General features: G+C 60.4%; 19 protein-coding genes. 5 read left to right on the top strand and 14 right to left on the bottom strand.

Annotated features, from left to right (window positions below; all coding sequences use genetic code 11):
- Window positions 1-5: 5 nt before the first annotated feature.
- From WMO64_RS04925 to WMO64_RS04940, 4 genes are all read right to left on the bottom strand, one after another.
- Complete coding sequence (locus tag WMO64_RS04925; protein WP_349231204.1) at window positions 6-929, bottom strand: ABC transporter permease; 924 nt, start codon at window positions 927-929, stop codon at window positions 6-8.
- Entirely contained in the window at window positions 929-1,897 is a 969-nt protein-coding gene (locus WMO64_RS04930) for an ABC transporter permease (RefSeq protein ID WP_349231205.1), read from the bottom strand. The genes WMO64_RS04925 and WMO64_RS04930 overlap by 1 nt, the downstream gene beginning before the upstream one ends.
- A gap of 93 nt (window positions 1,898-1,990) precedes the next feature.
- On the bottom strand, window positions 1,991-3,625 hold the full coding sequence (locus WMO64_RS04935) for an ABC transporter substrate-binding protein (RefSeq protein ID WP_294516500.1): 1,635 nt from the start codon (window positions 3,623-3,625) through the stop codon (window positions 1,991-1,993).
- Between the two features lie 29 nt (window positions 3,626-3,654).
- Window positions 3,655-4,815 (bottom strand): MalY/PatB family protein, encoded by a 1,161-nt coding sequence (locus WMO64_RS04940; RefSeq protein WP_349231206.1) that lies wholly within the window; start codon window positions 4,813-4,815, stop codon window positions 3,655-3,657.
- A 430-nt stretch (window positions 4,816-5,245) separates the two neighbouring features.
- Here WMO64_RS04940 and WMO64_RS04945 point away from each other — a divergent pair, with 430 nt between their 5' ends.
- Window positions 5,246-5,440 carry a hypothetical protein gene (locus tag WMO64_RS04945; RefSeq protein ID WP_349231207.1) on the top strand — a complete coding sequence of 65 codons (195 nt, stop codon included), beginning with the start codon at window positions 5,246-5,248 and terminating at the stop codon, window positions 5,438-5,440.
- A gap of 96 nt (window positions 5,441-5,536) precedes the next feature.
- Here WMO64_RS04945 and WMO64_RS04950 read toward each other — a convergent pair whose 3' ends face one another.
- Together WMO64_RS04950 and WMO64_RS04955 are read right to left on the bottom strand one after the other, a co-directional pair.
- A complete protein-coding gene (locus tag WMO64_RS04950) occupies window positions 5,537-6,433 on the bottom strand; it encodes an NAD(P)/FAD-dependent oxidoreductase (protein ID WP_349231208.1) in 897 nt (298 codons plus the stop codon).
- A 57-nt stretch (window positions 6,434-6,490) separates the two neighbouring features.
- On the bottom strand, window positions 6,491-7,522 hold the full coding sequence (locus tag WMO64_RS04955) for a YeiH family protein (protein ID WP_349231209.1): 1,032 nt from the start codon (window positions 7,520-7,522) through the stop codon (window positions 6,491-6,493).
- Between the two features lie 123 nt (window positions 7,523-7,645).
- Between WMO64_RS04955 and WMO64_RS04960 the strand changes: the two genes are divergently transcribed.
- The 4 genes from WMO64_RS04960 to WMO64_RS04975 all read left to right on the top strand — a co-directional run bounded on the left by WMO64_RS04960 (window position 7,646) and on the right by WMO64_RS04975 (window position 13,561).
- The gene (locus WMO64_RS04960; RefSeq protein ID WP_294516489.1) at window positions 7,646-8,506 is read left to right on the top strand and encodes a LysR family transcriptional regulator; all 861 of its coding nucleotides are present in this window, start codon (window positions 7,646-7,648) and stop codon (window positions 8,504-8,506) included.
- A gap of 67 nt (window positions 8,507-8,573) precedes the next feature.
- A complete protein-coding gene (locus WMO64_RS04965; protein ID WP_349231210.1) occupies window positions 8,574-9,284 on the top strand; it encodes a LytR/AlgR family response regulator transcription factor in 711 nt (236 codons plus the stop codon).
- Window positions 9,281-10,597 (top strand): ATP-binding protein, encoded by a 1,317-nt coding sequence (locus tag WMO64_RS04970; protein WP_349231211.1) that lies wholly within the window; start codon window positions 9,281-9,283, stop codon window positions 10,595-10,597. Before WMO64_RS04965 ends, WMO64_RS04970 begins: the two co-directional genes overlap by 4 nt.
- Before the next feature lie 159 nt (window positions 10,598-10,756).
- On the top strand, window positions 10,757-13,561 hold the full coding sequence (locus tag WMO64_RS04975) for a beta-glucosidase (protein WP_349231212.1): 2,805 nt from the start codon (window positions 10,757-10,759) through the stop codon (window positions 13,559-13,561).
- Window positions 13,562-13,645: 84 nt separating this feature from the next.
- Here the strand turns inward: WMO64_RS04975 and WMO64_RS04980 are convergent, their stop codons facing one another.
- The 8 genes from WMO64_RS04980 to WMO64_RS05015 all read right to left on the bottom strand — a co-directional run bounded on the left by WMO64_RS04980 (window position 13,646) and on the right by WMO64_RS05015 (window position 20,966).
- The gene (locus WMO64_RS04980) at window positions 13,646-14,476 is read right to left on the bottom strand and encodes an AraC family transcriptional regulator (protein WP_294516481.1); all 831 of its coding nucleotides are present in this window, start codon (window positions 14,474-14,476) and stop codon (window positions 13,646-13,648) included.
- Between the two features lie 439 nt (window positions 14,477-14,915).
- The gene (locus tag WMO64_RS04985; protein ID WP_000945966.1) at window positions 14,916-16,535 is read right to left on the bottom strand and encodes a recombinase family protein; all 1,620 of its coding nucleotides are present in this window, start codon (window positions 16,533-16,535) and stop codon (window positions 14,916-14,918) included.
- A 111-nt stretch (window positions 16,536-16,646) separates the two neighbouring features.
- Window positions 16,647-16,835, bottom strand: coding sequence for a transposon-encoded TnpW family protein (locus tag WMO64_RS04990; protein ID WP_000427739.1), 189 nt, complete (start codon window positions 16,833-16,835; stop codon window positions 16,647-16,649).
- A 14-nt stretch (window positions 16,836-16,849) separates the two neighbouring features.
- Window positions 16,850-17,689 (bottom strand): ATP-binding protein, encoded by an 840-nt coding sequence (locus tag WMO64_RS04995; protein WP_000200031.1) that lies wholly within the window; start codon window positions 17,687-17,689, stop codon window positions 16,850-16,852.
- Window positions 17,686-18,480, bottom strand: coding sequence for a replication initiator protein A (locus WMO64_RS05000; RefSeq protein ID WP_001205019.1), 795 nt, complete (start codon window positions 18,478-18,480; stop codon window positions 17,686-17,688). The genes WMO64_RS04995 and WMO64_RS05000 overlap by 4 nt, the downstream gene beginning before the upstream one ends.
- 72 nt (window positions 18,481-18,552) lie before the next feature.
- Window positions 18,553-18,939, bottom strand: coding sequence for a cysteine-rich VLP domain-containing protein (locus tag WMO64_RS05005; RefSeq protein ID WP_000998386.1), 387 nt, complete (start codon window positions 18,937-18,939; stop codon window positions 18,553-18,555).
- Window positions 18,929-20,596: a relaxase/mobilization nuclease domain-containing protein gene (locus WMO64_RS05010; protein WP_009249723.1), complete on the bottom strand. Its 1,668-nt coding sequence runs from the start codon at window positions 20,594-20,596 to the stop codon at window positions 18,929-18,931. The genes WMO64_RS05005 and WMO64_RS05010 overlap by 11 nt, the downstream gene beginning before the upstream one ends.
- Window positions 20,568-20,966: a plasmid mobilization protein gene (locus WMO64_RS05015; RefSeq protein WP_001126628.1), complete on the bottom strand. Its 399-nt coding sequence runs from the start codon at window positions 20,964-20,966 to the stop codon at window positions 20,568-20,570. The genes WMO64_RS05010 and WMO64_RS05015 overlap by 29 nt, the downstream gene beginning before the upstream one ends.
- Window positions 20,967-21,522 lie beyond the last annotated feature (556 nt).

A 21,522-nucleotide genomic window follows, 5' to 3' on the forward strand; every position in this document is an offset into this window, starting at 1 on the left:
GCACCTCACTTGATGATCCTCGGCTCCAGGGCGCTGCGGAGCACATCTCCCAGCACGTTGAAGCTGAGCACCGTGATCAGGATCAAAAGCCCGGGGAACACGGCCAGCAGCGGGTTATAGAGAATCTCGCTCTGGGCGTTCTGGAGCATGGAGCCCCAGGAGGCGTTGGGCAGGCGCACACCGAAGCCCAGAAAGCTGAGGGAGGACTCGGTGAGGATGGCCCGGGCGATGGACAGGCTGGCCGCCACGATGATGGAGGAGCTCATGTTGGGGATGATGTGGCGGAAGATGATGACAAAGTCGCTGGTGCCCAGGTTCTTGGCCGCCAGCACAAAGTCCCGCTCCTTCAGGCTCATGGTCTCGGCCCGCACGATCCGGGCCACCCCCATCCAGGAGAAGATGGCGATGATGAAGATCATGGTGGGCAGGCCGGGCTTTATGTAGGCGTTGATGATGATGATGAGCAGGAAGGTGGGCACCGACATGATGATGTCCAGCAGGCGCATGAGCACCATATCCAGCGCGCCGCCCACGTAGCCGCTGACGGTGCCCACCACGGTGCCCAGGGCCACCGACACCAGCATGGAGAAAAAGCCCACGGTCAGGGACACCCGACCGCCGTACAGGGACCGGGTGAAGTAGTCCCGGCCCAGGTCGTCGGTGCCGAAGGGGTGGGCCAGGCTGGGCAGGGCCAGCTTGTTCATCAGGTCGTACAGGTCCGGATCGTAGGGGGACAGGGGGGCCAGAATGGAGGCGGCGATGATGATGATCATCAGCACCAGGCAGACCATGGCCAGCCGGTTGGCCCGCAGGGCCGCCCACACCCGGCTCAGGGCGCTGCGGTCGTAGGACACCTCAGCCTGGACCGGGGGATGGGTCACCCGCCGGAAACGAGCGGGTGCGATCGGGGAAGTCAATGTACGCTCCATCAGCCCTGCGCCTCCTTAAATCCGCTCTTGATGCGGGGGTCCGCCACATAGTAGAGCAGGTCCGCAATGAGATTTCCCACGATCAGGAGCAGGCAGGAGAGCATGGTGAAGCCCATGATCATGGGGTAGTTGAGATTGTTGATGGCCGACATGCCCAGGGTGCCCATGCCGGGCCAGCCGAACACAGACTCCACGATGAAGGAGCCCGTCACCAGGCTGGAGAAGCGCATGCCCGCCAGGGTGATCACCGGCAGCAGGCAGTTCTTCAGCACGTGGCCGAAGAGAATGCCCCGCTGGGACACGCCCTTGGCCTTGGCAGTGAGCACATACTCCTCCTCCAGCTGGGAGATGGTGGTGGAGCGGATGTAGCGGGTGAAGGTGGCCACATTGCCCACGCTCAGCACCAGGCTGGGCATGATGAGGTGGCGGATCAGATCCAGCAGACTGTCATCCCCGATGGTGTGGATGCCGCTGCTGGGCAGCACCTTCAGCACCAGGGAGAACACGATGATGAGGATCAGGCCGAACCAGAAGGAGGGGATGGAGATGCCAATATAGGAGAAAAAGCTGATGACCTGGTCGGGCCACTGGTTCTTCTTCAGCCCTGCGATCAGGCCCAGGGGGATGGAGATCAGGAAGGACAGCACCAGGGAGGTGCCCATCAGCAGGATGGTGTTGGGCAGCACCTCCAGGATGCGGTCGGCCACGGGCTGGGCGCTGTTGGTGAGGGAGTTGCCCAGATTGCCGTGGAGCACGTTGTTCAGCCAGCCCAGGTACTGGTCCACGATGGTGCCGTCCAGGCCCAGGTTGGCCCGCAGGGTGTCCATCTCCTCCTGGGTCATGTCGGGACGGATGTACATGTTCAGGGGGTCGCCAGGGGCGAAGTGGATGATGAGAAAGGAAAAGATGGACACCAGCAGCAGCACCGGGATCAGCTGGAGCAGCCGCTTGGCGATGTGTTTGGCCATGGGAGCACTCCTCTCAGACAGGGTAGGCGGAAATGCACAGAACGGCCGCCCGGCGGACGGCCGTTCTGCTTCCGGACGGCCGGGCGGCCGGAATCAGTTGGTCATGTAGAGATTGAGATAGTCCTCAAAGAGAGGCACCATGTCGATGGCGTCCACGCCCTTCAGGCGCTTGTCGGTGGCCACCACGAAGTTGGGGGAGGTGAGGGGGAACATGGTGTACACGTCCCGGATCTGCTCCTGAATCTCCTTGTAGATGGCGGCCCGCTCCTCGGGGTCGGTGGTGGCGTCGCCCTCGTTCCACAGGGCGGCGATCTCGTCGGTGGAGCAGATGTTCTTGGACAGGAAGCCCTCCAGGCTGAACATGTACTCGTCGCCCTGGTTGTCGCCGTTGGTGGAGTAACCGTTCAGGCCCAGCTCCCAGTCGCCGGCGTCGGTGTAGAAGAACACCTCAAAGAAGCCCTGGGTCTCATAGCCCTGGATCTCCACGTTCAGATTTACGGCCTTGAGCTGCTGCTGGATCATCAGCGCGCAGTTCTCCATGTTCTCGCGGCTGGAGTTGTACACCAGGCGGAAGGTCTCCCCCTCCACGCCGGCCTCGGCGATGAGCTCCTTGGCCCGCTCCAGGTCCTGGCTGTAGCCCTCCACGTCGCTGTAGTACAGGTTGGAGGGACAGAACACGGTCTTGGCCGCGGGGGCCAGATCGGTGGAGCCGTAGGCGCCGGCGATGATCTCGTCCACGTTCAGGGCCAGGCAGATGGCCTCACGGACCCTGGGATCGCTGGTGAGGGGGCTGTTGGAGTTGAAGCCCATGTAGTTGATGCGGCCCTCGGTCAGGGTGTAGACCGAGTAGTTGGGGTCGTTGGAGTACTTCTCCAGCATGTCCTGGGTGGTCAGGCGGAGCACGGACAGCTCGCCGTTCTGGAAGGCGATCTCCTCGGTGCTGGCGTTGGGAATGATCTTGAACACCACGGACTCCAGGCTGGCGGGGCCCCGGTAGTAGTCGTCAAACCGCTCCAGCACCAGGCTCTCGCCCTTGTTCCACTCCTTCACCTTGAAGGGGCCGGAGCCCACGCCGCTGGTGGAGTTGATCTCCGCGCCCACCAGCACGGGGGTGTCCTCATATACGTGCTTGGGCAGCAGCTTCAGGTTGCCCAGGGTGGCCTCATAGGAGGCGGAGACAGAGGGCAGGGTGACGGTGAAGGTGTAATCGTCCACCGCGGCCACCTGGACCGGCTCGCCGTTGACCTTGGTGCCGCTGGAGGCGTTGTTGTCCGGGTTGGACTTCATCTCAAAGTACCACAGCACATCCTCTGTGGTGATGGGCACGCCGTCGTGCCACTTCAGGTTCTCCCGGAGCTTGACGGTGATGGTCAGGCCGTCCTCGCTGACCTCATGGCTCTCGGCCAGGTAGTACCGCACGCCGTCCTTGGAGACCACATACAGGGGGTCGTACACCGGCTTGAGCATGGTCATGCCCTCGTCGCCGGTCTCGTAGAGGATGTTCAGGCTGGAGATGTCGGTGGGCTCGCACATGATGAGGGTGCCGCCGTCCACCTTTTCACCGGTGGCGCTCGCCTCGGGAGCAGAGGCAGAGGGGGAGGCCTCCGGTGTGCCGGAGGCGGAGGGAGAGCCGGAGGGATCGCTGGCGGGCTGGGTGCAGCCGGCCAGGGCCGTGCCCAGCAGGCCCAGGGTGAGGGTGAGGGTCAGGAGTCGCTTTTTCCAGTTCATTGTGTACTCTCTTCCTTCCTGAATGGTGTTTATTGGCAGTGTGCGCGCAGCCGGCGCAGACACTCTTCCACATAGGCGCGGGGACAGGCCAGGTTGACCCGCACGAAGCCCTCGCCGCCCGGCCCGAAGCTGGCGCCGTCGTTGAAGGCCAGTCCGCACTCCTCCGCAAAGAAGCGCTTCAGGTCCTTGGGGTCGCGGCCCAGGCCGGTGCAGTCCACCCAGACCATGTAGGTGCCCTCCGGACGGCGCACCCTCAGCTTGGGCAGCTCCGCCGCCACGGTGCCGCAGAACAGCGCCATGTTGCCCTCCAGATAGGGGATCAGGGCGTCCAGCCAGCCCTCCGAATCCCGGTAGGCCGCCACCACGGCGGCCTCTGCAAAGGCATTGGCCGAAAAGGCGTGGTGATGGGCCACCACCGCCCGGTACTTGTTGCGCAGCTCCTCGTTGGGGATGATGATATTGGAGGCCTGGATGCCCGCGATGTTGAAGGTTTTGCTGGGGGCCGTGCACAGAATGGTGCGCTGGGCGATCTCCGGGGAGACATTGAGGAACAGGGTGTGGGGCCGGAACACCAGGTCGTGGTGGATCTCGTCGGCGATGACGATCAGGTCGTGCCGCAGGCAGAAGTCCGCCAGGGCCTCCAGCTCCGCCCGGGTCCACACCCGGCCCACCGGGTTGTGGGGGGAGCAGAGCATCAGGGCTTTGGTGCGGGGGGTGAGGCGGCGCTCCATGTCGTCAAAGTCAAAGGTGTAGAACAGGTCCTCCTCCTTCAGGGGACACCGGACCGCCACACGGTTCCAGTCCTCCGCCGCGTGGAAGAAGGGGCCGTACACCGGGCTGGGGATGAGGATCTCATCCCCCGGCTCGGTCACCGCCTGAACAGCGAAGTTCAGGGCCGTGACCACCCCGGCGGTGAACACGATCCACTCCCGGGGCACGGAACAGCCGTGCCGGCGGGACATCCAGCCGGACACGGCCTCGTAGTACGCGGGGGAGAGCATGCCATAGCCAAATACACGCTGGTCCACCCGGCGGTGGAGGGCCTCCTGAATGGCAGGGGCCACGGGGAAGTCCATGTCTGCAATCCACATGGGGAGCAGATCCTTCCCGCCGAAAATGCGGTCCGCGCCGTCCCACTTGAGGGAGCTGGTGCCCCGGCGGGGTATCATTTCATCAAACTGATTATCCACTCTGCACGCCTCGTTTTCCTGCCGCATCCGGAGCCCGGGGGAAAAGACGCCCCGCCCCGGCGCGGAAATCTTCTGTCATAAAACGGTAGCACGGTAAAACGGCTTATGTCAACGATTACAGGTCTATCATTATAACATTGAAACATCCTATCGAATTATCAAAAAAATTAATAAGAAAGGAGTCGAAAACGAGAGCAAATAAAACAGAGACGTGCAAGAAACGAAAAAAAAAATCACACTAAAACCGAGATGAATCCAGGGAAATGGGGGGAACTTACAGAGAATTCACAGTATGTTTACTCTGGGCTGGAGGCAGCGCGCAGAGCCGGAAGATATAATAGAGGCAACATCAAAAGGGCCTGACTCCGGCGGCGGCAGCCGCGGTATGCCTGCCCCTCGGGCCCCATCCGGCGATGAGGAGGTCTGCGCCATGCTTCCCTGTCAAGACAGCTGCCCCGACTATCAGACGGGCTGCCACAAGCAGTGCCGGCGCTGGCGGGAATACCAACAGCGCCAGCAGATCCAGCGGGCCCAGAAGACCACCTACCTGCGATTCTACCGGGAGCTGTGCGGCACCATCGCCCGCCAGCTGCGGGCCGACACCGCCCGGTATCCCATGTGGTGAGGCGCTGAAAAGGTACAAATAAAAACCTCCCAGGCCCGGACGGCTGTCCGGACCTGGGAGGTTTGCTGCTTTTCAGGGAAACAGGGGTTTACGCCCTCACATGGCGGCGTTGATGGCGGCAATGGCGCCGTCCGACACGGCGGTGGCCACCTGGCAGACCTGCTTGACCCGGATGTCGCCGGCAGCGTACACGCCGGGAATGGCGGTCTCCATCTTCTCGTTGGTGGGGATATAGCCGCCCTCCAGGGCAAGCTCGGTGTACAGCTCCGTGTTGGGGGTCACACCGGCGTACACAAAGACGCCGCAGCCCGGGTCCTCCACCGTCTCAATGGAGCCGTCCTTCTCGCTGGCAATCTCCAGCCGATCCACCCGGACGTCGCCGGAGACGGCGTGGAGCCGGGAGCCCAGACGCAGTTCGATGTTGCCCGCAGCGGCCACCTTCTCCCGGAACTCCGGGATGCAACCCAGCTGGTCCTCAAAGTGGATAATGGTCAGCTTCTTGGCCAGAGAGGCCAGATACAGGGCCTCCTTCACCGCGCCGTCCGCGCCGCCCACCACGTAGATGTTCCGGCCGGCGTAGTCCGCGCCGTCCTTGGCCGCATTCAGGCCGATGCCGTGGCCCGCCAGCTCCGCCTCGCCGGGGATGCCCAGCTTGCGGAGGGTGCCGCCGTTGGCCAGGATGACCCGGCCGGCCTGATAGCTGCCCTTGTCGGTGCGCACCGTCTTGACCGGGCCGGTCAGGGTCACGCCGGTGACCGTCTCATAGGCGATCTCCACCCCGGCGGCCAGGGCCTGCTCCTTCATACGCCTGGCAAAAGTGGCGCCGGTCTCCCTGGCCTCCAGGGCGGTGTAGTGGGTGACGGTGGACACCTTGCCGATGATGCCGCCCACCTGGGCCTTCTCCAGCACCAGGGTCTTCTTGCCCCGGCTGACCGCATAGATGCCCGCGCTGATGCCGGCAGGGCCGGCGCCGATGATGATGATATCGTACATAGCTGTCTTACTCCCTTTCAAAATACCGCAAAAGTGAATGGATGTTCAATGAAAGCCTTACAGCAGGCCCTGGACGTGCTGCATGATGAGACTGGCGCAGGTGATGCCAACCCAGCAGCAGACCCCCATGAAGATGGGCTTGCCGCCGGTCTTGACCAGCTTGACCAGGTTGGTGTTCAGGCCGATGGCCGCCATGGCCAGAATGATGAAGTACTTGGACAGGGTCTTGAAGGCCTGGAACAGAGCCGGGTTCACCCCCGCCATGGTGGAGACCGTGGTGATGATGGAGGCCAGCACAAAGAACAGGATAAAGAAGGGGAAGATCTTCTTCAGGTCAAAGGAGCCGTTGGAGACGGCGCCGCCCCGCTTGACCTGCCAGGTCCGCCAGAAGGCCAGGGCCAGGGTGATGGGGATGATGGCCAGGGTGCGGGTCAGCTTGACGATGGTGGCGTACTCCAGCACCGCGCCGTTGGTGTTGTGGAGGGTGTCCCAGGTGGAGGCGGCGGCGGTCACGGAGGAGGTGTCGTTGATGGCGGTGCCGGCAAAGAGGCCGAAGCCCTCGTTGCTCATGCCCATCATTCCGCCCAGGGTGGGGAAGAGCAGGGCTGCCAGAATGTTGAACAGGAAGATGACCGAGATGGACTGGACGATTTCCTCGTCGTCCGCGCCGATGACGGGGGCGGTGGCGGCGATGGCCGAGCCGCCGCAGATGGAGGAGCCCACGCCCACCAGCACGGAGATGTTGTTGGGCATCTTCAGCCACTTCCGGATGAGAAAGGCGATGATGAGGGACATGGAGACCGTGGTGCAGATGATGGGGAGGGACTTGGCGCCCACCTTGGCGATCTCCGACAGGTTCAGGCCGAAGCCCAGCAGGATGACCGCGTACTGGAGGATCTTCTTGGAGGTGAAGGCGATGCCCGCCTGGTAGCGGGTCCGGTCCTTCAGGACCAGGGACACCAGCATGCCCGCCAGAATGGCGAACACCGGCCCGCCCACCACGGGGAACAGGCGGCCCAGCAGAACGCTGGGGATGGACAGGAGCAGGCAGAGCACCAGACCGGGCCCGATTCGTTTGACAGAATTCATGGATGTGTTCTCTCTCTCTTTTTATGTATTCCGTTCGGCGCCCTTGATTATAGCCCAAGAGAGCGATAAAATAAAATGAAGATTCGTAATGCCACCATAAATTGGAGTTATAGGTGATGCGCCATGCTGGACCCACGCTGGAATACCTTCCTTGTCCTGTGCGAGACCATGAACTATACCCGGGCGGCCGAGCGGCTCTGCCTGACCCAGCCGGCGGTGACCCACCACATCCACCACCTGGAGGACCACTACGGCTGCCGCCTCTTCACCTACGAGGGAAAGGTGCTCCGGCTGACGGAGGCCGGGCTGAGGCTCCGGGAGTACACCCGCTCCCTGGCCTACAACAGCCAGAAGGTGGAGGAGGCCATGGCGGCCCCCGCGCCCGTGTCCCTGCGGGTGGGGGCCTCCAAGACCATCGGCGAGTTCGTCATCGCCCCCAAGGTGGAGCGCTTTTTGCGGGAGCACCCGGAGGCATCCTTCTCCCTGATGGTGGACAACACCCAGGTCCTGCTCCGGGCTCTGGAGGCAGGGCGGCTGGACTTTGTACTGGTGGAGGGCTTTTTCGAGCGGAACCGGTATGAGACCAGGCTGTACCGGCAGGAGGAATTTTTCGGCGTCTGCCCGCCGGGACACAGGCTGGCAGGGCGGGCGGCCACCATGGAGGAGCTGGAGGACGAGCGGATCCTCATCCGGGAGGTGGGCTCCGGCACCCGGGCCATCTTTGAGGACGCCCTCCGCCGCCACAACCGTACCCTGCGCAGCTTCCCCAAGGTGTCCGCCATCAGCGATTTTTCCACAATCAAGGCCCTGGTTGTGGACGGACTGGGCGTGTCCTTCCTGTACGCGCCGGTGGTGGAGCGGGAGCTGGCCCAGGGCACCCTGGCCCGGTTCGACCTGGCCGACACGCCCATGAGCGGCGCCTTCTACTTCGCCTGCCTCAAGGACAACCTGTTCGCCCGGACCTGGGCCGACTGGCTGGAGTGAGGGAGCGCAGGCCGAAAGAAAAGCGGCGCCTGGAGGGGACACAGACAGTGGGAGAAGGGGGATTTTCGTGACAAGAGTGGCGATTGTGGAGGACGACCGGGCCTGTGCCCGGCAGCTGGAGGAGTGCGTCCGGCGGTACCTGAAAGAGAACGGGCTGGATGGGGAGATCGTGGTCTTTCCCGACGGCATGGACATCGCCGAGGACTACCGGCCGGTGTGGGACATCATCCTCATGGACATTGAGATGCCCCACCTGGACGGCATGAGCGCCGCCCGGCGCATCCGGGCCGTGGACCCGGCGGCTGTCATCATGTTCATCACCAACATGGCCCGCTACGCCATCAAGGGCTATGAGGTGGATGCCCTGGACTTTGTCCTCAAACCGGTGACCTACGGCCAGCTGGCCCTGAAGCTGAAAAAGGCCATGACCATTGTGGCCAGCCGGGAGCGGCGCTACCTGATGCTCCCCGCCGGAGAGGGGGAGAAGCGGGTATCCACCGACGAGATCCTCTTCATCGAGGTGGTCAACCACCGGCTCCACATCCACACCATGGAGGAGGAGTTCGTGATGTCCGGGTCCCTCCAGGAGATGGAGACGAAGCTGGCCGGGCTGTCCTTTGTCCGGTGCAGCCACAGCTACATGGTCAACCTGAAAAACGTCACCGGCGTGGGCAAGGAGACCGTCCAGGTCCACGGCCACACCATTTCGGTGAGCCGCCCCCGGCGCAAGGAGTTCCTCCAGCGGCTGAGCGACTACCTGGGAGGTGGGCTGCGGTGAGAGAAGTGCTGGTCCAGGTGCTGATGGCCGCCGACCTGCCCATGGAGCTGCTGGCCGCAGCGGTGCTGTTCTGCCTGCCCCTGCGGCGGCGCAGGTGGTTCCCCTTCCGGGCGGCGGCCGGAATTGTGCTCTGCCTGCTGTGCTTCTGGCCGCTGATGTACCTTATGGGCAGACTCTTCCCCGGCCTGCAGGAGACAACTCTGCCCCTTGTGCTGGTCTACTCCTTCCTCTCCTTTGGCCTGGCGGTGGCCTTCGCGCTGCTGTGCTGCGACATCTCGCCATGGGAGGCGGTATACTGCGCCACCTGCGCCTATCTGACCCAGCACTTCACCTACTGCCTCTACCGGCTCTTTCACCTGGAGTGGGAGATCACCCAGCCCAGAGAGCACACCCTGCTGGCGGTGCTGCTGTATGTGGCGGTCTACGCCGGGGCATACGTCCTCTTCGCCCGGCAGCTGGCCCGGGAGGGGCGGTACAACACCAAGGTGACCCATTCCCTGGGCACCATGGTCAGCGCCCTGTCCATCGCCCTGGTGCTCTCCGCCGTGGCCCAGCAGCTGGAGGAGGCGGGCGGGCCGCTGTACCCGGTGTGTCTGCTCTACGCCATGTTCTGCTGCTTCTATGTCCTGTGGGGACAGGTGGGACAGCAGAAGCGGCTCTCCCTCCAGCATGAGCTGGATGTGCAGCAGCAGCTGTGGCACAAGAGCCGGGAGCAGTACCAGCTCTCAGCGGAGAACGTGGACCTCATCAACCGCAAGTGCCACGACCTGAAGCACCAGATCGCCGCCCTGCGGCGTATCTCCGACCGGCGGGAGCGGGAGGAGAGCATCCAGGCCCTGGAGCAGTCGGTGATGATCTACGACAGCGTGGTCAAGACGGGCAACGACATCCTGGACACCGTCCTCACCGAAAAGAGCCTGCTGTGCGAGAGTCGGGGCATTACGCTCACCTGCGTGGCTGACGGGGACTGCCTGGACTTTATGGACGGGGTGGACATTTACACCATCTTCGGCAATGCCCTGGACAACGCCATCGAGAGCGTCACCCCTCTGGACGACCCGGAGAAGCGGACCATCGCCGTGTCGGTCTTCTCCCGGGCGGGGCTGGTGCTCTTCCAGATGGAGAACTACTATCAGGGCGCCCTGAATTTCGACGGGGAGCTGCCCGTCACCCGCAAGGCGGACAGGGGCTACCACGGCTTCGGCCTGAAGAGCATCCGCTCCACCGCGGAGAAGTACGGCGGCTTCCTCACCATCCAGGCGGAGGACGGCATTTTTCTCCTGCGGGTGACCATCCCCAGGGAAGCGTCCTGACAGCGGGGCGGCCGGAAAAATCTCCGGCCATCCCGCTGTTTTGTGCGAGTTACGCCGGAAAAAGCGCAAAGTGGGTATGCCGCCCCGGCGGGGAAGGGAGAAGGTGCTATACTCCTGCCAAAGCCTGTGCACGGGCACAGAGAACAAGGAGGAGTATCCATGGAAAAGAAAGCGTCTGCCCCTGTCCGGCGTCCCCGGAAGGCGGCCATGGCGGTCATGTGCGTGGTGCTGGCCCTGCTGCTGGCCGTCAACGCCGCCGCCGCCGTGCTTATCCCGCCCAACGTGACCATGATCAACAATTTCTTCAACAAAGGCCCCTCCGAGGCGGAGACCTCCGAGGCGGGGGAGGCATCCGCCGCCATGACGGAGGAGGTGGCCTCCGAGGGCATCATCCTGCTGGACAACAAAAACGGCGCCCTGCCCCTGGCCCAGGGCAGCAAGGTCAACCTCTTCGGCTACGGCTCCCGGGACACCGTGTACGGCGGCTCCGGCTCGGGCTCCGGCGACGAGAGCAACAACGTGACCATGGCCCAGGGCCTGACCAATGCCGGCTTTGAGGTCAACCAGGAGCTGGTGGACTTCTACGACGACCACTTCGTGGAGCGCACCGGCGTGGGCTACACCGGCAACAACTTCGACATCAACGAACCCCCGGTCAGCGAGTACTCTGACGAGCTGCTGGCCAACGCCAAGGCCTTCTCCGACGTGGCTCTGGTGGTCATCTCCCGCCTGGGCGGCGAGGGCGCCGACCTGCCCCTGGACATGACCCCCAGCGAGAGCGAGGTGGGCTCCTCCGGCGCCGCCACCTCCGTGGGCGTCAAGGGCGGCGACGCGGGCAAGCACTACCTGGAGCTCCAGCAGGTGGAGATCGACATGCTCAACATGGTCAAGGAGAACTTCGGCACCGTGGTGGTGCTGGTCAACTCCGCCAATGCCATGGAGCTGGGCTTCCTGGAGGAGGACGACGTGGACGCCGCCCTGTGGCTGGGCTGCCTGGGCTCCACCGGCTGCAATGCCCTGGGACAGATCCTCTCCGGCGAGGTGAACCCCTCCGGCCGCACCACCAGCACCTTTGCCTACGCCGTGGAGAGCGCGCCCAGCTATTACAGCTTCGGCGACTACGACTACTCCAATGTGACCTACACCAACACTTCCCCCATCTCCGCCAACACCGAGCCCGACGCCTACCACTATGTGGACTACGTGGAGGGTATCTACGTGGGCTACCGGTACTATGAGACCGCTGCTGCCGACGGCTTCATCGACTACGACGAGACCGTCCAGTACCCCTTCGGCTACGGCCTGAGCTACACCACCTTCACCCAGGAGATCGCCGACTTCCGGGACGACGGCACCACCGTCGCCATGGACGTGACCGTCACCAACACCGGCGACGCGGCGGGCAAGGACGTGGTCCAGGTCTACTACACCGCCCCCTACACCCCCGGCGGCATTGAGAAGAGCCACGTGGTCCTCTCCGGCTTCGGCAAGACCGGCATCCTCCAGCCCGGGGAGAGCGAGACCGTCACCATCTCCTTTACCTACGAGGACATGGCCTCCTACGACTATACCGGCGTCAAGGCCCAGGGCGGCGCCTATGTGCTGGAGCAGGGCGAGTATGAGATCAAGCTGATGAACAACTCCCACGATGTCATCGACAGCCGCACCGTCACTGTGGCCCAGGACGTGATCTACAACGACGCCAACGACGGCCCCCGCTCCACCGATGCCGTGGCCGCCGTCAACCTCTTTGACGACGTGACCTGGGGCGAGGACGTGACCTATGTCTCCCGTGCCGACTGGGCCGGCACCATGCCCACCCAGCGGGCCCCCCAGAGCCGGGAGGCCTCCGCTGAGATCGTCTCCGCCCTCACCGATACCTCCGTGCCCTCCGACCCGGAGGCCGCAGACATCACCTTTGCCGACAACGGCCTCACCCTGGCCGACATGAAGGGCCTGGACTACGACGACCCCCAGTGGGACAAGCTGCTGGAGCAGATCTCCGTGGAGGAGATGACCAACCTCATCGCCAACGGCGGCTGGTGCACCCAGGCCGTGCCCTCGGTGGGCAAGGCCTACTACACCGAGACCGACGGCCCCAACGGCATCAACAACATCATGGCCGGCGTCACCGGCACCCAGTACACCGGCCAGTCCGTGCTGGGCTGCACCTGGAACCAGGAGCTGGCCGGCCGCATGGGCACCACCTTTGCCCAGGAGGCCATCGCCTACAACATCTCCGGCCTCTACGCCCCCGGCCTGAACATCTTCCGCTCTCCCTTCTCCGGCCGCAACTATGAGTATTTCTCCGAGGACGGCCTCCATACCGGCAAGATGGCCGCCGCCGAGATACAGGGCATCCAGTCCCAGGGCGTGTACTGCTACTCCAAGCACTTTGCCGTCAACGACCAGGAGACCAACCGGGACCAGGGCGGCCTGTGCACCTGGCTCAACGAGCAGGCCATGCGTGAGGTGTACCTGAAGGGCTTTGAGCTGGCCGTCAAGGAGGGACACTCCCAGGGCATGATGGCCGCCTTCAACCGGCTGGGCACCACCAACTGCGCCGAGAGCCCTGAGCTGCTCACCCAGGTGCTGCGCAACGAGTGGGGCTTCCGGGGCACCGTTATCACCGACTGCATCATGCAGCTGAGCTATGTGGACGCCGACCGCTGCGTCCGCGCCGGCTGCGACCTCCAGCTGGCCCTCATGGGTCTGAGCAGCCCCGGCGAGGAGACCACCGGCACCCCCGACGGCCGCCAGGCCATGCGCAGCGCCACCCACAACATCCTCTATATGACGGCGAACAGCGCCGCCGAGGATATCGCCCAGCCCTATGTGCCCTACTGGCTGTACATCACCGCCGGTGTGGTGGACGTGGTGCTGCTGGGCCTGTGTGTGGCCTACTTCGTCCGCCGCCATCAGAAAATGAAGGCGTGGAAGGCCGCCAACACCGCCAACAAGTAACCATTAGAATCAATCGCCCATAACGGCCGCGCCGCCGCCGGATTCCCAAAGAAGGGGAATCCGGCGGCGGCGCGGCTTTCTTGTTTAGCGTTTGTCGTCGGTGTTCATCTGGAAGAAGGATGTGCCTGCCTGACTGTTCCGGTAGTCGCTGGGGGAGAGCCCGTTTGTCAGCTCTTTAAACGCCCGGTTAAAGGTGCGGATGCTCTCAAATCCACACTGGGAGGAGATATCAGGCATGGGCCAGTCCGTGCTGACGAGCAGCCGCTTTGCAGCCGTGACGCGGAGAAATTTCAGGTAGGCGTTAAAGCCCATTCCGATCTGCTGGTTGCACAGACGGGACAGCTGATACTGTGACATCTCCAGCGCCTCGGCCGCTGTCAGCAGCGTAATGGGCTTGAAGCAGTTCTGGTGCAGGTACATGAGCACCATTTTGACCGGGGCGAGGACCTCCGGCCTGGGAACTTGACGGGACGTACCCCACAGATATTCAAAGATGGCGTTGATCAGCCCCATGCAGGTCCCGGGATTTTGAATCAGGTCGGTGGACTCGATCAGCAGCTCAAACAAAGCGCCCAGCTCCGGGCTGTACTGTCCCTTCCGGATGATGGGGCACTCCAGCTGAAAATCCTTCCGCGCATCCTGGCACAGGTTCACCACACTTGGCGAGGCTCCGATCATGAGGCATTTGCTGTAGCCCAGGCTGTGGTACTGATGGACCTGCAGGCTGCCGGCAAAGCAGACATCCCCGGCCCGCAGGAGATACGCTTCGTCCTCGAGCGTTACCTCCAGCTGGCCCTGAGAGAGGTACACCATCTCCAGCTCTTCATGGATATGTGTGATGTAGTTCAGGTTTTCTACCCGCCAGATGTTGTAAAACTCGCTCTTTACATTCGCATGCTTTAGCTTCGGCAACATACTCCCCCACCTCAAAGCTCAGATTTGCCTGTTATGGCCAAGAAACTGCAGAAACAGGAGGCGGCGAAACCCTCGGTTCCACGTATGGGACAGGCGGCGCTTTTTGTCAAGTATACGCCGCCGGACTGAAAAAGTCCAATTTGCAAAAATTGGCCAAAGAAATTTTTCTATACCCGCCCTGAAAGCAACACTTTTTAATTGTTGACAGTTTTGAATGCAAGTTTTGTCCTAAAAATGAATAATATTTGATAATATTCACTGAAAAATGCAGCTTTTATACATAAAAATAGAATAAAAAAACGCTCGCAACTTGATAAAAACAGAATGTGTAGACTATAATTCCGCCATATTTGCTAATGTGCGATAAAGAAGTAATAGAAGTGTAAAAAATTTTGCCGTTCCTATCCGGCACTTAGGGCTGTGTCGGATAGGTCAGGCGTTAGGCTTCCGGCAAGTCTATCTTGCCGACAAAGCTGTAATAAATCTCAATGTCCTGCCTGCGGGTGCCGTTCTCGTCATAGCTGCACTCATGCACGACGATTTTCTCAATCATTTCCCGCAAGAGGGTGGGGGTCAATTCTTCAAAAGCAAGGTGCTTTCTCACAATCCCCATGAATTTCTCGGCGTTGACGGTGGCGGCCTGCGACTTGGAAAGTTCCTCCTGCAAAGCGGCAGCCCGGTCTTTCAGTTCCCGCTGCTCCTGCTCATAGTCCGCCGACAGCTCCATGAAACGCTCGTCGCTGATTTTGCCGCTTACATTGTCCTCATACAGCCGCTTGATAATGCGGTTCACTTCGGCAATGCGTGTCTGGGCCTGTTCAAGCTGCTTCGTGGCTGCGGCGGTCTTTCTCTTGCCGCCGATTTCGTTCTGCTGGATGAGCAGCTTTACAAAGCGGCTCTCATGCCTGGCGGCGTATTCCGTCACTTGCCGGAGATTGGAAAGCACGCCCGCCGTCAAAAGGTCGGTGCGGATAAAGTGTGCCGTACAGTCACGGGTACGCTTCTTGTAGCTGCCGCAGATATAACAGTCCTGCTTGCGGTTCTTGTTCTGATACCGCTGCTGATACAGCACATGGCCGCAGTCGGCGCAGAACAGCATACCAGAGAACAGCCCCACTTCATCATAGCGGTTCGGGCGTTTTCGCTGCTTGCGTAACTCCTGCACACGCTCCCATGTTTCCGTGTCGATAATCGGCTCATGGTGATTTGGGAAGATAGCCTGCTTCTCGATGGGGTTCTCAACGCTGTGCTTGACCTTGTAAGAGGGCTTCTCCGTCTTGAAGTTTACCAGACAGCCAGTGTACTCCCGGTTTTCCAGCAGATGGACGACGGTGTTTGTCGCCCACTTGCACTCATAGCCGGGGTGGTAGCGTCGGGTGCTGCCCGTCCTGCGGTATTCCAGCGTCCCCGGCGTGGGGATTTGCTGCTCCGTCAGCATACGGGCAATCTTGGTCGGGCCATTTCCCGCAAGGCAAAGCTGGTAAATCTGCCGGACAACCGGGGCGGCTTCCTCGTCAACGATATAGTTCTCGTCCTTGTCCATGAGATAGCCATAGACTGGCTTGCTGGTTACAGGCTTGCCGCTCATGCCTTTTGCTTTCTTTACTGCCTTGATTTTCTTGCTCGTATCTCTCACCAGCCATTCGTTAAATAAGTTCCGCAGAGGGGTAAAATCATTGTCCATGCCGCCGTTTGCGCTGTCCACGTTGTCATTGACAGCGATAAAACGCACGCCCTTTTGAGGGAACAGCATTTCCGTGTAAAATCCCACCTGCAAGTAATTACGCCCCAGCCTGCTCATGTCCTTGACTATGACGGTGCCGACTTTCCCGGCTTCAATGTCTGCAAGCATGGCTTGAAATCCGGGCCGCTGGAAGTTCGCACCTGAGTAGCCGTCGTCGGTGTACCAGCGCAGATTGGTAAAGCCGTTCTGCTTGGCGTAGGCTTCCAAAATCCGTTTCTGGTTGGAAATGGAATTACTCTCGCCTTGCAATTCGTCCTCATGGGACAATCTCGGATAAAGGGCGGTAATGAGGTTTTGGGTGGCTTGTCTTAACATAAAATCCTCCGTTTCCGACAGCCAGCCCCACTATTCCGTGGTTTCATTGTACCACGGAACAGGGGCGGCTGTACAGCGGTAAAAGTGATAAATCTGCTTCTTTACAGCTTGTCAAATCGCCTTTTTTTGTGTAGCAGCGGCTTCCGCTTCCAGTACCCTCGCCATCTTGTCGGCGGCGGTGCTGGTGGTGTCTTTCTTGAAAAAGCCGGACACGACAAGAACGGTATTCCCCATGCGGATTTCCGTCACGCAGTCGGGGCGGCGGGTGGTACGGTGGTCGTGCTGCTTGATATTCTCCATAGGCAATACTCCTTTCATTCAGCCAGCAGTTTCTTCATGGTTTCCATTTTCCGCTTTGCGGTTTCCTGCCGGAAGTTGACGCCAGTAAAGCGTATCGGGACGCACATGGACAGCAGTCGGTCATAAATCCGGGAATGGGCCGTGTCTGTCGGCTTTTTCAACTCGTCCAGCGGGCGGTTGGTGGTGGCGATCAGCGGCTTGTTGCTGCGGTATCGGGTATCAATCACATGGAATACCTGTTCCAGTCCATAGTCGGTGCCACGCTCCATGCCGAAGTCGTCAATGATAAGCAGCGGATAGCGGCAAAGGCGGGAAATATACTCATTCCGGCCTGTAAAGCCGGGAGAGAGGTCGCCCAGGATAACGGCGAAGTTCGTCATATATACGGGGACTTCTTTCTCCATGAGGGCGTTTGCGATACAGCCCGCAAGGTAGCTTTTCCCGTTGCCGACGTTCCCCCAGAACAGGCAGCCGATGTTTTCGGCCTGCATTTCTTCCCAATGCTCCGCATACCGCCGGGCAATCCCGGTCTGCGGGTTTCTGCCGTTGTCGTTCTCGAATGTCCATTGCTGCATGGCTGAGTCGGCAAAAGCCCTCTGTTTCAGATTTTCCACGGCTTCCACATGGCGGCGGTGTTCCTCGGCGGCCTGCCGCTGCTCACGGGCGGCTCTCTGGCAGTCGCACTCTGCCGGGTGGCGGTCACGGCCAAACAGCTCCTTACCCTCCGGGAAGTAGGCTTCTTTCGGCGTATGGCACTTTCCGCAGTAAAGCAGTCCGTCCTCGCCGATATAGTCCTCCATCTCCGGGGCGGCGGTTGTCATGTTCTCCAAAATATCTTTGATTTCACTTGTCATAAGCTTTCTCCCTCCATACAGGTATAGTCGGGGATGCCCTGTTTTACGGCTCCCTTTTTGTCATTGGCCGCCCATCTGTGCAAGGCGGCGGCATAATTCTGGTAGGCTTTCCCGCTGGCGGCAAGGTAATGGCTCATTTCCTCAATCAGCCGTTCCAGCCTGTCCGGGTATTCTGCCTGTAACTCGTCATATTCGTCCTTTGACAGAAAAATATTCTCATATCGGCCATAAGCTGTGGGCGGCTCCCCACTCGCTCTCATTGTTTGGTTCTCTATTAAGTTGTTTATATTAGTTTTGTTAGGGGTCGGTTTTCCGACCATCATAGGGTCGGTTTTCCGACCGTCATAAGGTCGCTTTTCCGACTGTATGAGGGTCGCTTTTCCGGCCATCAGTTGGTCGGAAAACCGTACCACTGGGACAGGCGGCACTTTCACATAAAGCCGATTGGGTGCGGAGAAGCCCCGCCGTTCCCGTTCTAAAAGCCCGGCTGCGTCCAGTTCTTTCAAGGCTCCCTTGATGGCGGTACAACCCTTGTCCAGCATTTCCGCTATCTCCGCAACGGGGTAGACAATGAATATCCTGCCCTCGCCGTCCTGCCAGCCGTTCTTCTGTGACAGGGTGGAGCGGTCTAATAAAAGCGCATACAGCAGCTTGGCGGTCTGTGAAATCTCCATTTTCAGCAGGAAACGGGGGTATGGAAGATAGGCGGGCAGCGTGGTGTCTGCCCTGATATAATCAGCGATAGTATCACCTCCCTCTGTGTTGTGTCGTTTTTGGGCTTTGTCACGCATTAGGACGGCATTTCCGGGGGGAAAGGATAAATGTATCGCATACCCTTTGACACCCACGAAAAAAGCCTTGATTTATGCGGGTTTGAAAGGCTCTAAAGCGTGACATTTCTGCCTTTGTTTCCGCTTTCTCTCGGCGGCTTTGCGTTTCTTCATGCACCCGGCGCAGCCGGGGCAGTATTTCCCCCGGTTGGATTTGGGGACAAAGGCCGCCCCGCAGACCGCGCAGCGTTTCCGGCTCCCCCGGTACAAGAGGGCTGCGGCCAGCTCCCCGTCAAGGGGCAGGACAGCCACACGGAACCAGCGGCACATGAGGGAATAGGAAATGCTCTGGACGCACACGCAAGGCTCCCCGTCGTCTAACAGCAGGCAGTTCCCCTCGTCGTAGTTACAGCACTCATGCACAAGGCGGCGGGCTGCCTGGTGCTGGCGGTAGTCCATGCGGGACGGCTTATCGTTCATGGCTCTGCTCCTTTCTGCGGTGCGGCTCTTCCCGGCGCAAAATCTGGTCGATGTTCCGCTTGACGGTCTGCAACTCCCTGAACCGCTGCTTCTGTTCGTGATAGGTGTTGTACAGGCCGTCTTTCTCGGAGATAAGCTGCTCGATCTCGGCCTGCAACGCTTTTCGGCCGGGCAGCTTGGTAAGCCCCTGTGCCTTGAAATACCGGGCGGCGGCTTCGGCTATGATAAAATCGCTCTCGTTTGCCTGGCGGTATGCGGCGCGGGCTTTCTCGGATTTCTGCGCTTTCAGCCCCTCGCGGATGGGCTTGGTCTTGGCATAGGCAAGTACCTGTTGCCGCAACTCCCTTTTCCCTTGCAGCTTCGTTTCCAGTGCTTTCAGTTCGCCGCTGGTCTGGCGCATTTCCTGATAGGCGGTAGCAACGGCGGCTTCAAGCTGTTCCGGGGAAGAAAAGCCGTACTGTTGGTAGATGGTCAGGGTCTTGGCGGCCTGTTTCAGATTGTGTATCTTCGCCCATCGTTCATAGCCTTTGCCCTTGCCCTCGGCCATCTTCTGCTCAATGTCCACAAGCCGCTGCACACTGTCCTGTCTGGGGTCGATTTTCCCTGTCTTTTCGCCCTGTAAGCGGCCTTTCCCGGCGTGTAGGTATTCGGGTATGGCTGCGGTCTGTTCGGCGGCTCTGGCGGCTTGGTGCTGCGGGGTGTAGCGAACCGTTACGCCCCTCTGGGCGTTCTGCTCCAAAACGGCAAGGACGGCGGTGCGGTCAAAGTCGCCGCCCAGCTTCCGGGCGGTGATAGGCTTCGTCCTGTCTGGCGTGAGGTAGGACAGCCGCCCCCGGCTCTCCTTGACGGTCACACCCTCCCGCAACAGCAGAGAGGAAAACTCGTCAAAGCTGGCAGCGGTGGCAAGGGCTTTCCGTAGGGTCTGCCGCAGCTTCTCCTTGTTCGTTTCAAACTTGGTCTGCCGGGGCGTGATACCGCCTGCAATCATGGGGGCGTTCTGCTTGTCCAGTGCGGCCTGTCCCTTTTTCTGCGCCCAATATTCCCGGTCTGTGACACGGTTCTTGCTGCCGTTCAAGAGGTCGATTTGGTAAAGTCCTTCCCGGTGGCACATCTCCATGACCTCGGACTTGAAGTAGCGTAGGGCTGCGTCGGTGCAGCGGTGCTTGCACCCGGCTTTCGTGTCCGCTGGCCTGTCCATGTAGGGCAGGAACGGCACTTCCTCTATCCGCAGGCTGTTAATGACGATATGCACATGGATGTTGCCGCTGTGGTTATGCCCGTCCGGGTGGGTGCAGACAAGGGCCTGATGGCCGGGGAAATGCTCTTTACAGAATTGCTCCCCCAACGCCTGCGCCCGGTCTACGGTCAGGCCGTTGTCCGGCCCGTCCCGTGGGTCAAAGCTGATGATATAGTGGTGGCTTTTCACATCCTCCCGCCGCTGATTTTTCTCATAGCGGAGATTGGAGCGCATACACGCAACGGCAAAATCCTCGCCGCCGCAGTTCAGCGTGGACAAGCGATAATCCTCACGGGGGATAAGCCTGCCGTTTTCATCAAGGACGGGCTTCATAGTAAATTCGTCATGCTCAAAGAGCAGGTATTGTTCGGCGGCTCCGTAGTCGGCGTTCTTAGAGCCTAAATGCTTGAGTGTTGCCAACGGCGTCACCTACTTTCTTTAGGACTTCATACTTGAGGGCGGCAAGGTCGGCGGCCGCTTCCCGCAATTCCTTTGCCATAGCCGGGTAGGGGCTATGCCACTCGTTGAGGGTGCGGGCAATCTGGTTGAGATTGCCGCCAATCCTGCCGTACTCGGCTGTGAGCTTCCCGACAGCGGAGAGCAGCTCGTCATTGACTGACGACACATGGAGTACGGGGCGTATGGTAGTGCGCCGGATGGCCTGCCGGAGAAATTCGGACTGACTGATACCATAGGGCGCAAGCCGTTCTGTGAAGTCGGCGTATTCTTCATCGGTCAGCCGGGTTTTCACAACATGGCTGCGGTGGGGGGTGTTGTATCGCTTCGGCATGGGCTGTAAACCTCCTTTCACTTATCACAAAAAATGGGCTGGTCTGTTAGCTATTTTCGGGGCATTTCCTGTCTGCCGGACAGAAATATTTTTGCGGCGTAAGCCGCATAGCAGGGTTTGGGGAAGGCACTCCCCAACAAGTTTCCCGCGAGGGGCAAAACCGCAGAATTGCGGATTTTGGCACCGTGGTAGAAACTTGCTCTAAGTAAGCCGTAGATTTCCCCTTGCACTTACTACTCGTATAGCTGCCGCCTGTTTTGGCCGGATTTCTGCAAAAATCTTACGGCGTGGGGCGATTTTTACCCGCAGTTCTTTCTTTCCGCTAAAGATACATTTCAAAGGCCGCCAGCTACCCGCTTGCCGGGAATTTTCTCAAATTTTCCTTTGCCTTAGAAATACAGAAAATGCAGATTTGGCTACCGCCGCAGAAAATTTTTTGTTTCCGGCTTCACCTACCTACTACGGATGACTTTGCGATTTTGCCAAACGGATAAAGAAAAAAGCAGCAAATCTTTTTCAGACTTACTGCTTTCGCTGGCCGCCGATGGGCGGTGGA

Origin of the sequence: Pseudoflavonifractor intestinihominis (assembly GCF_040096055.1) — a bacterium.
Taxonomy (GTDB): Bacteria; Bacillota; Clostridia; order Oscillospirales; family Oscillospiraceae; genus Pseudoflavonifractor; species Pseudoflavonifractor intestinihominis.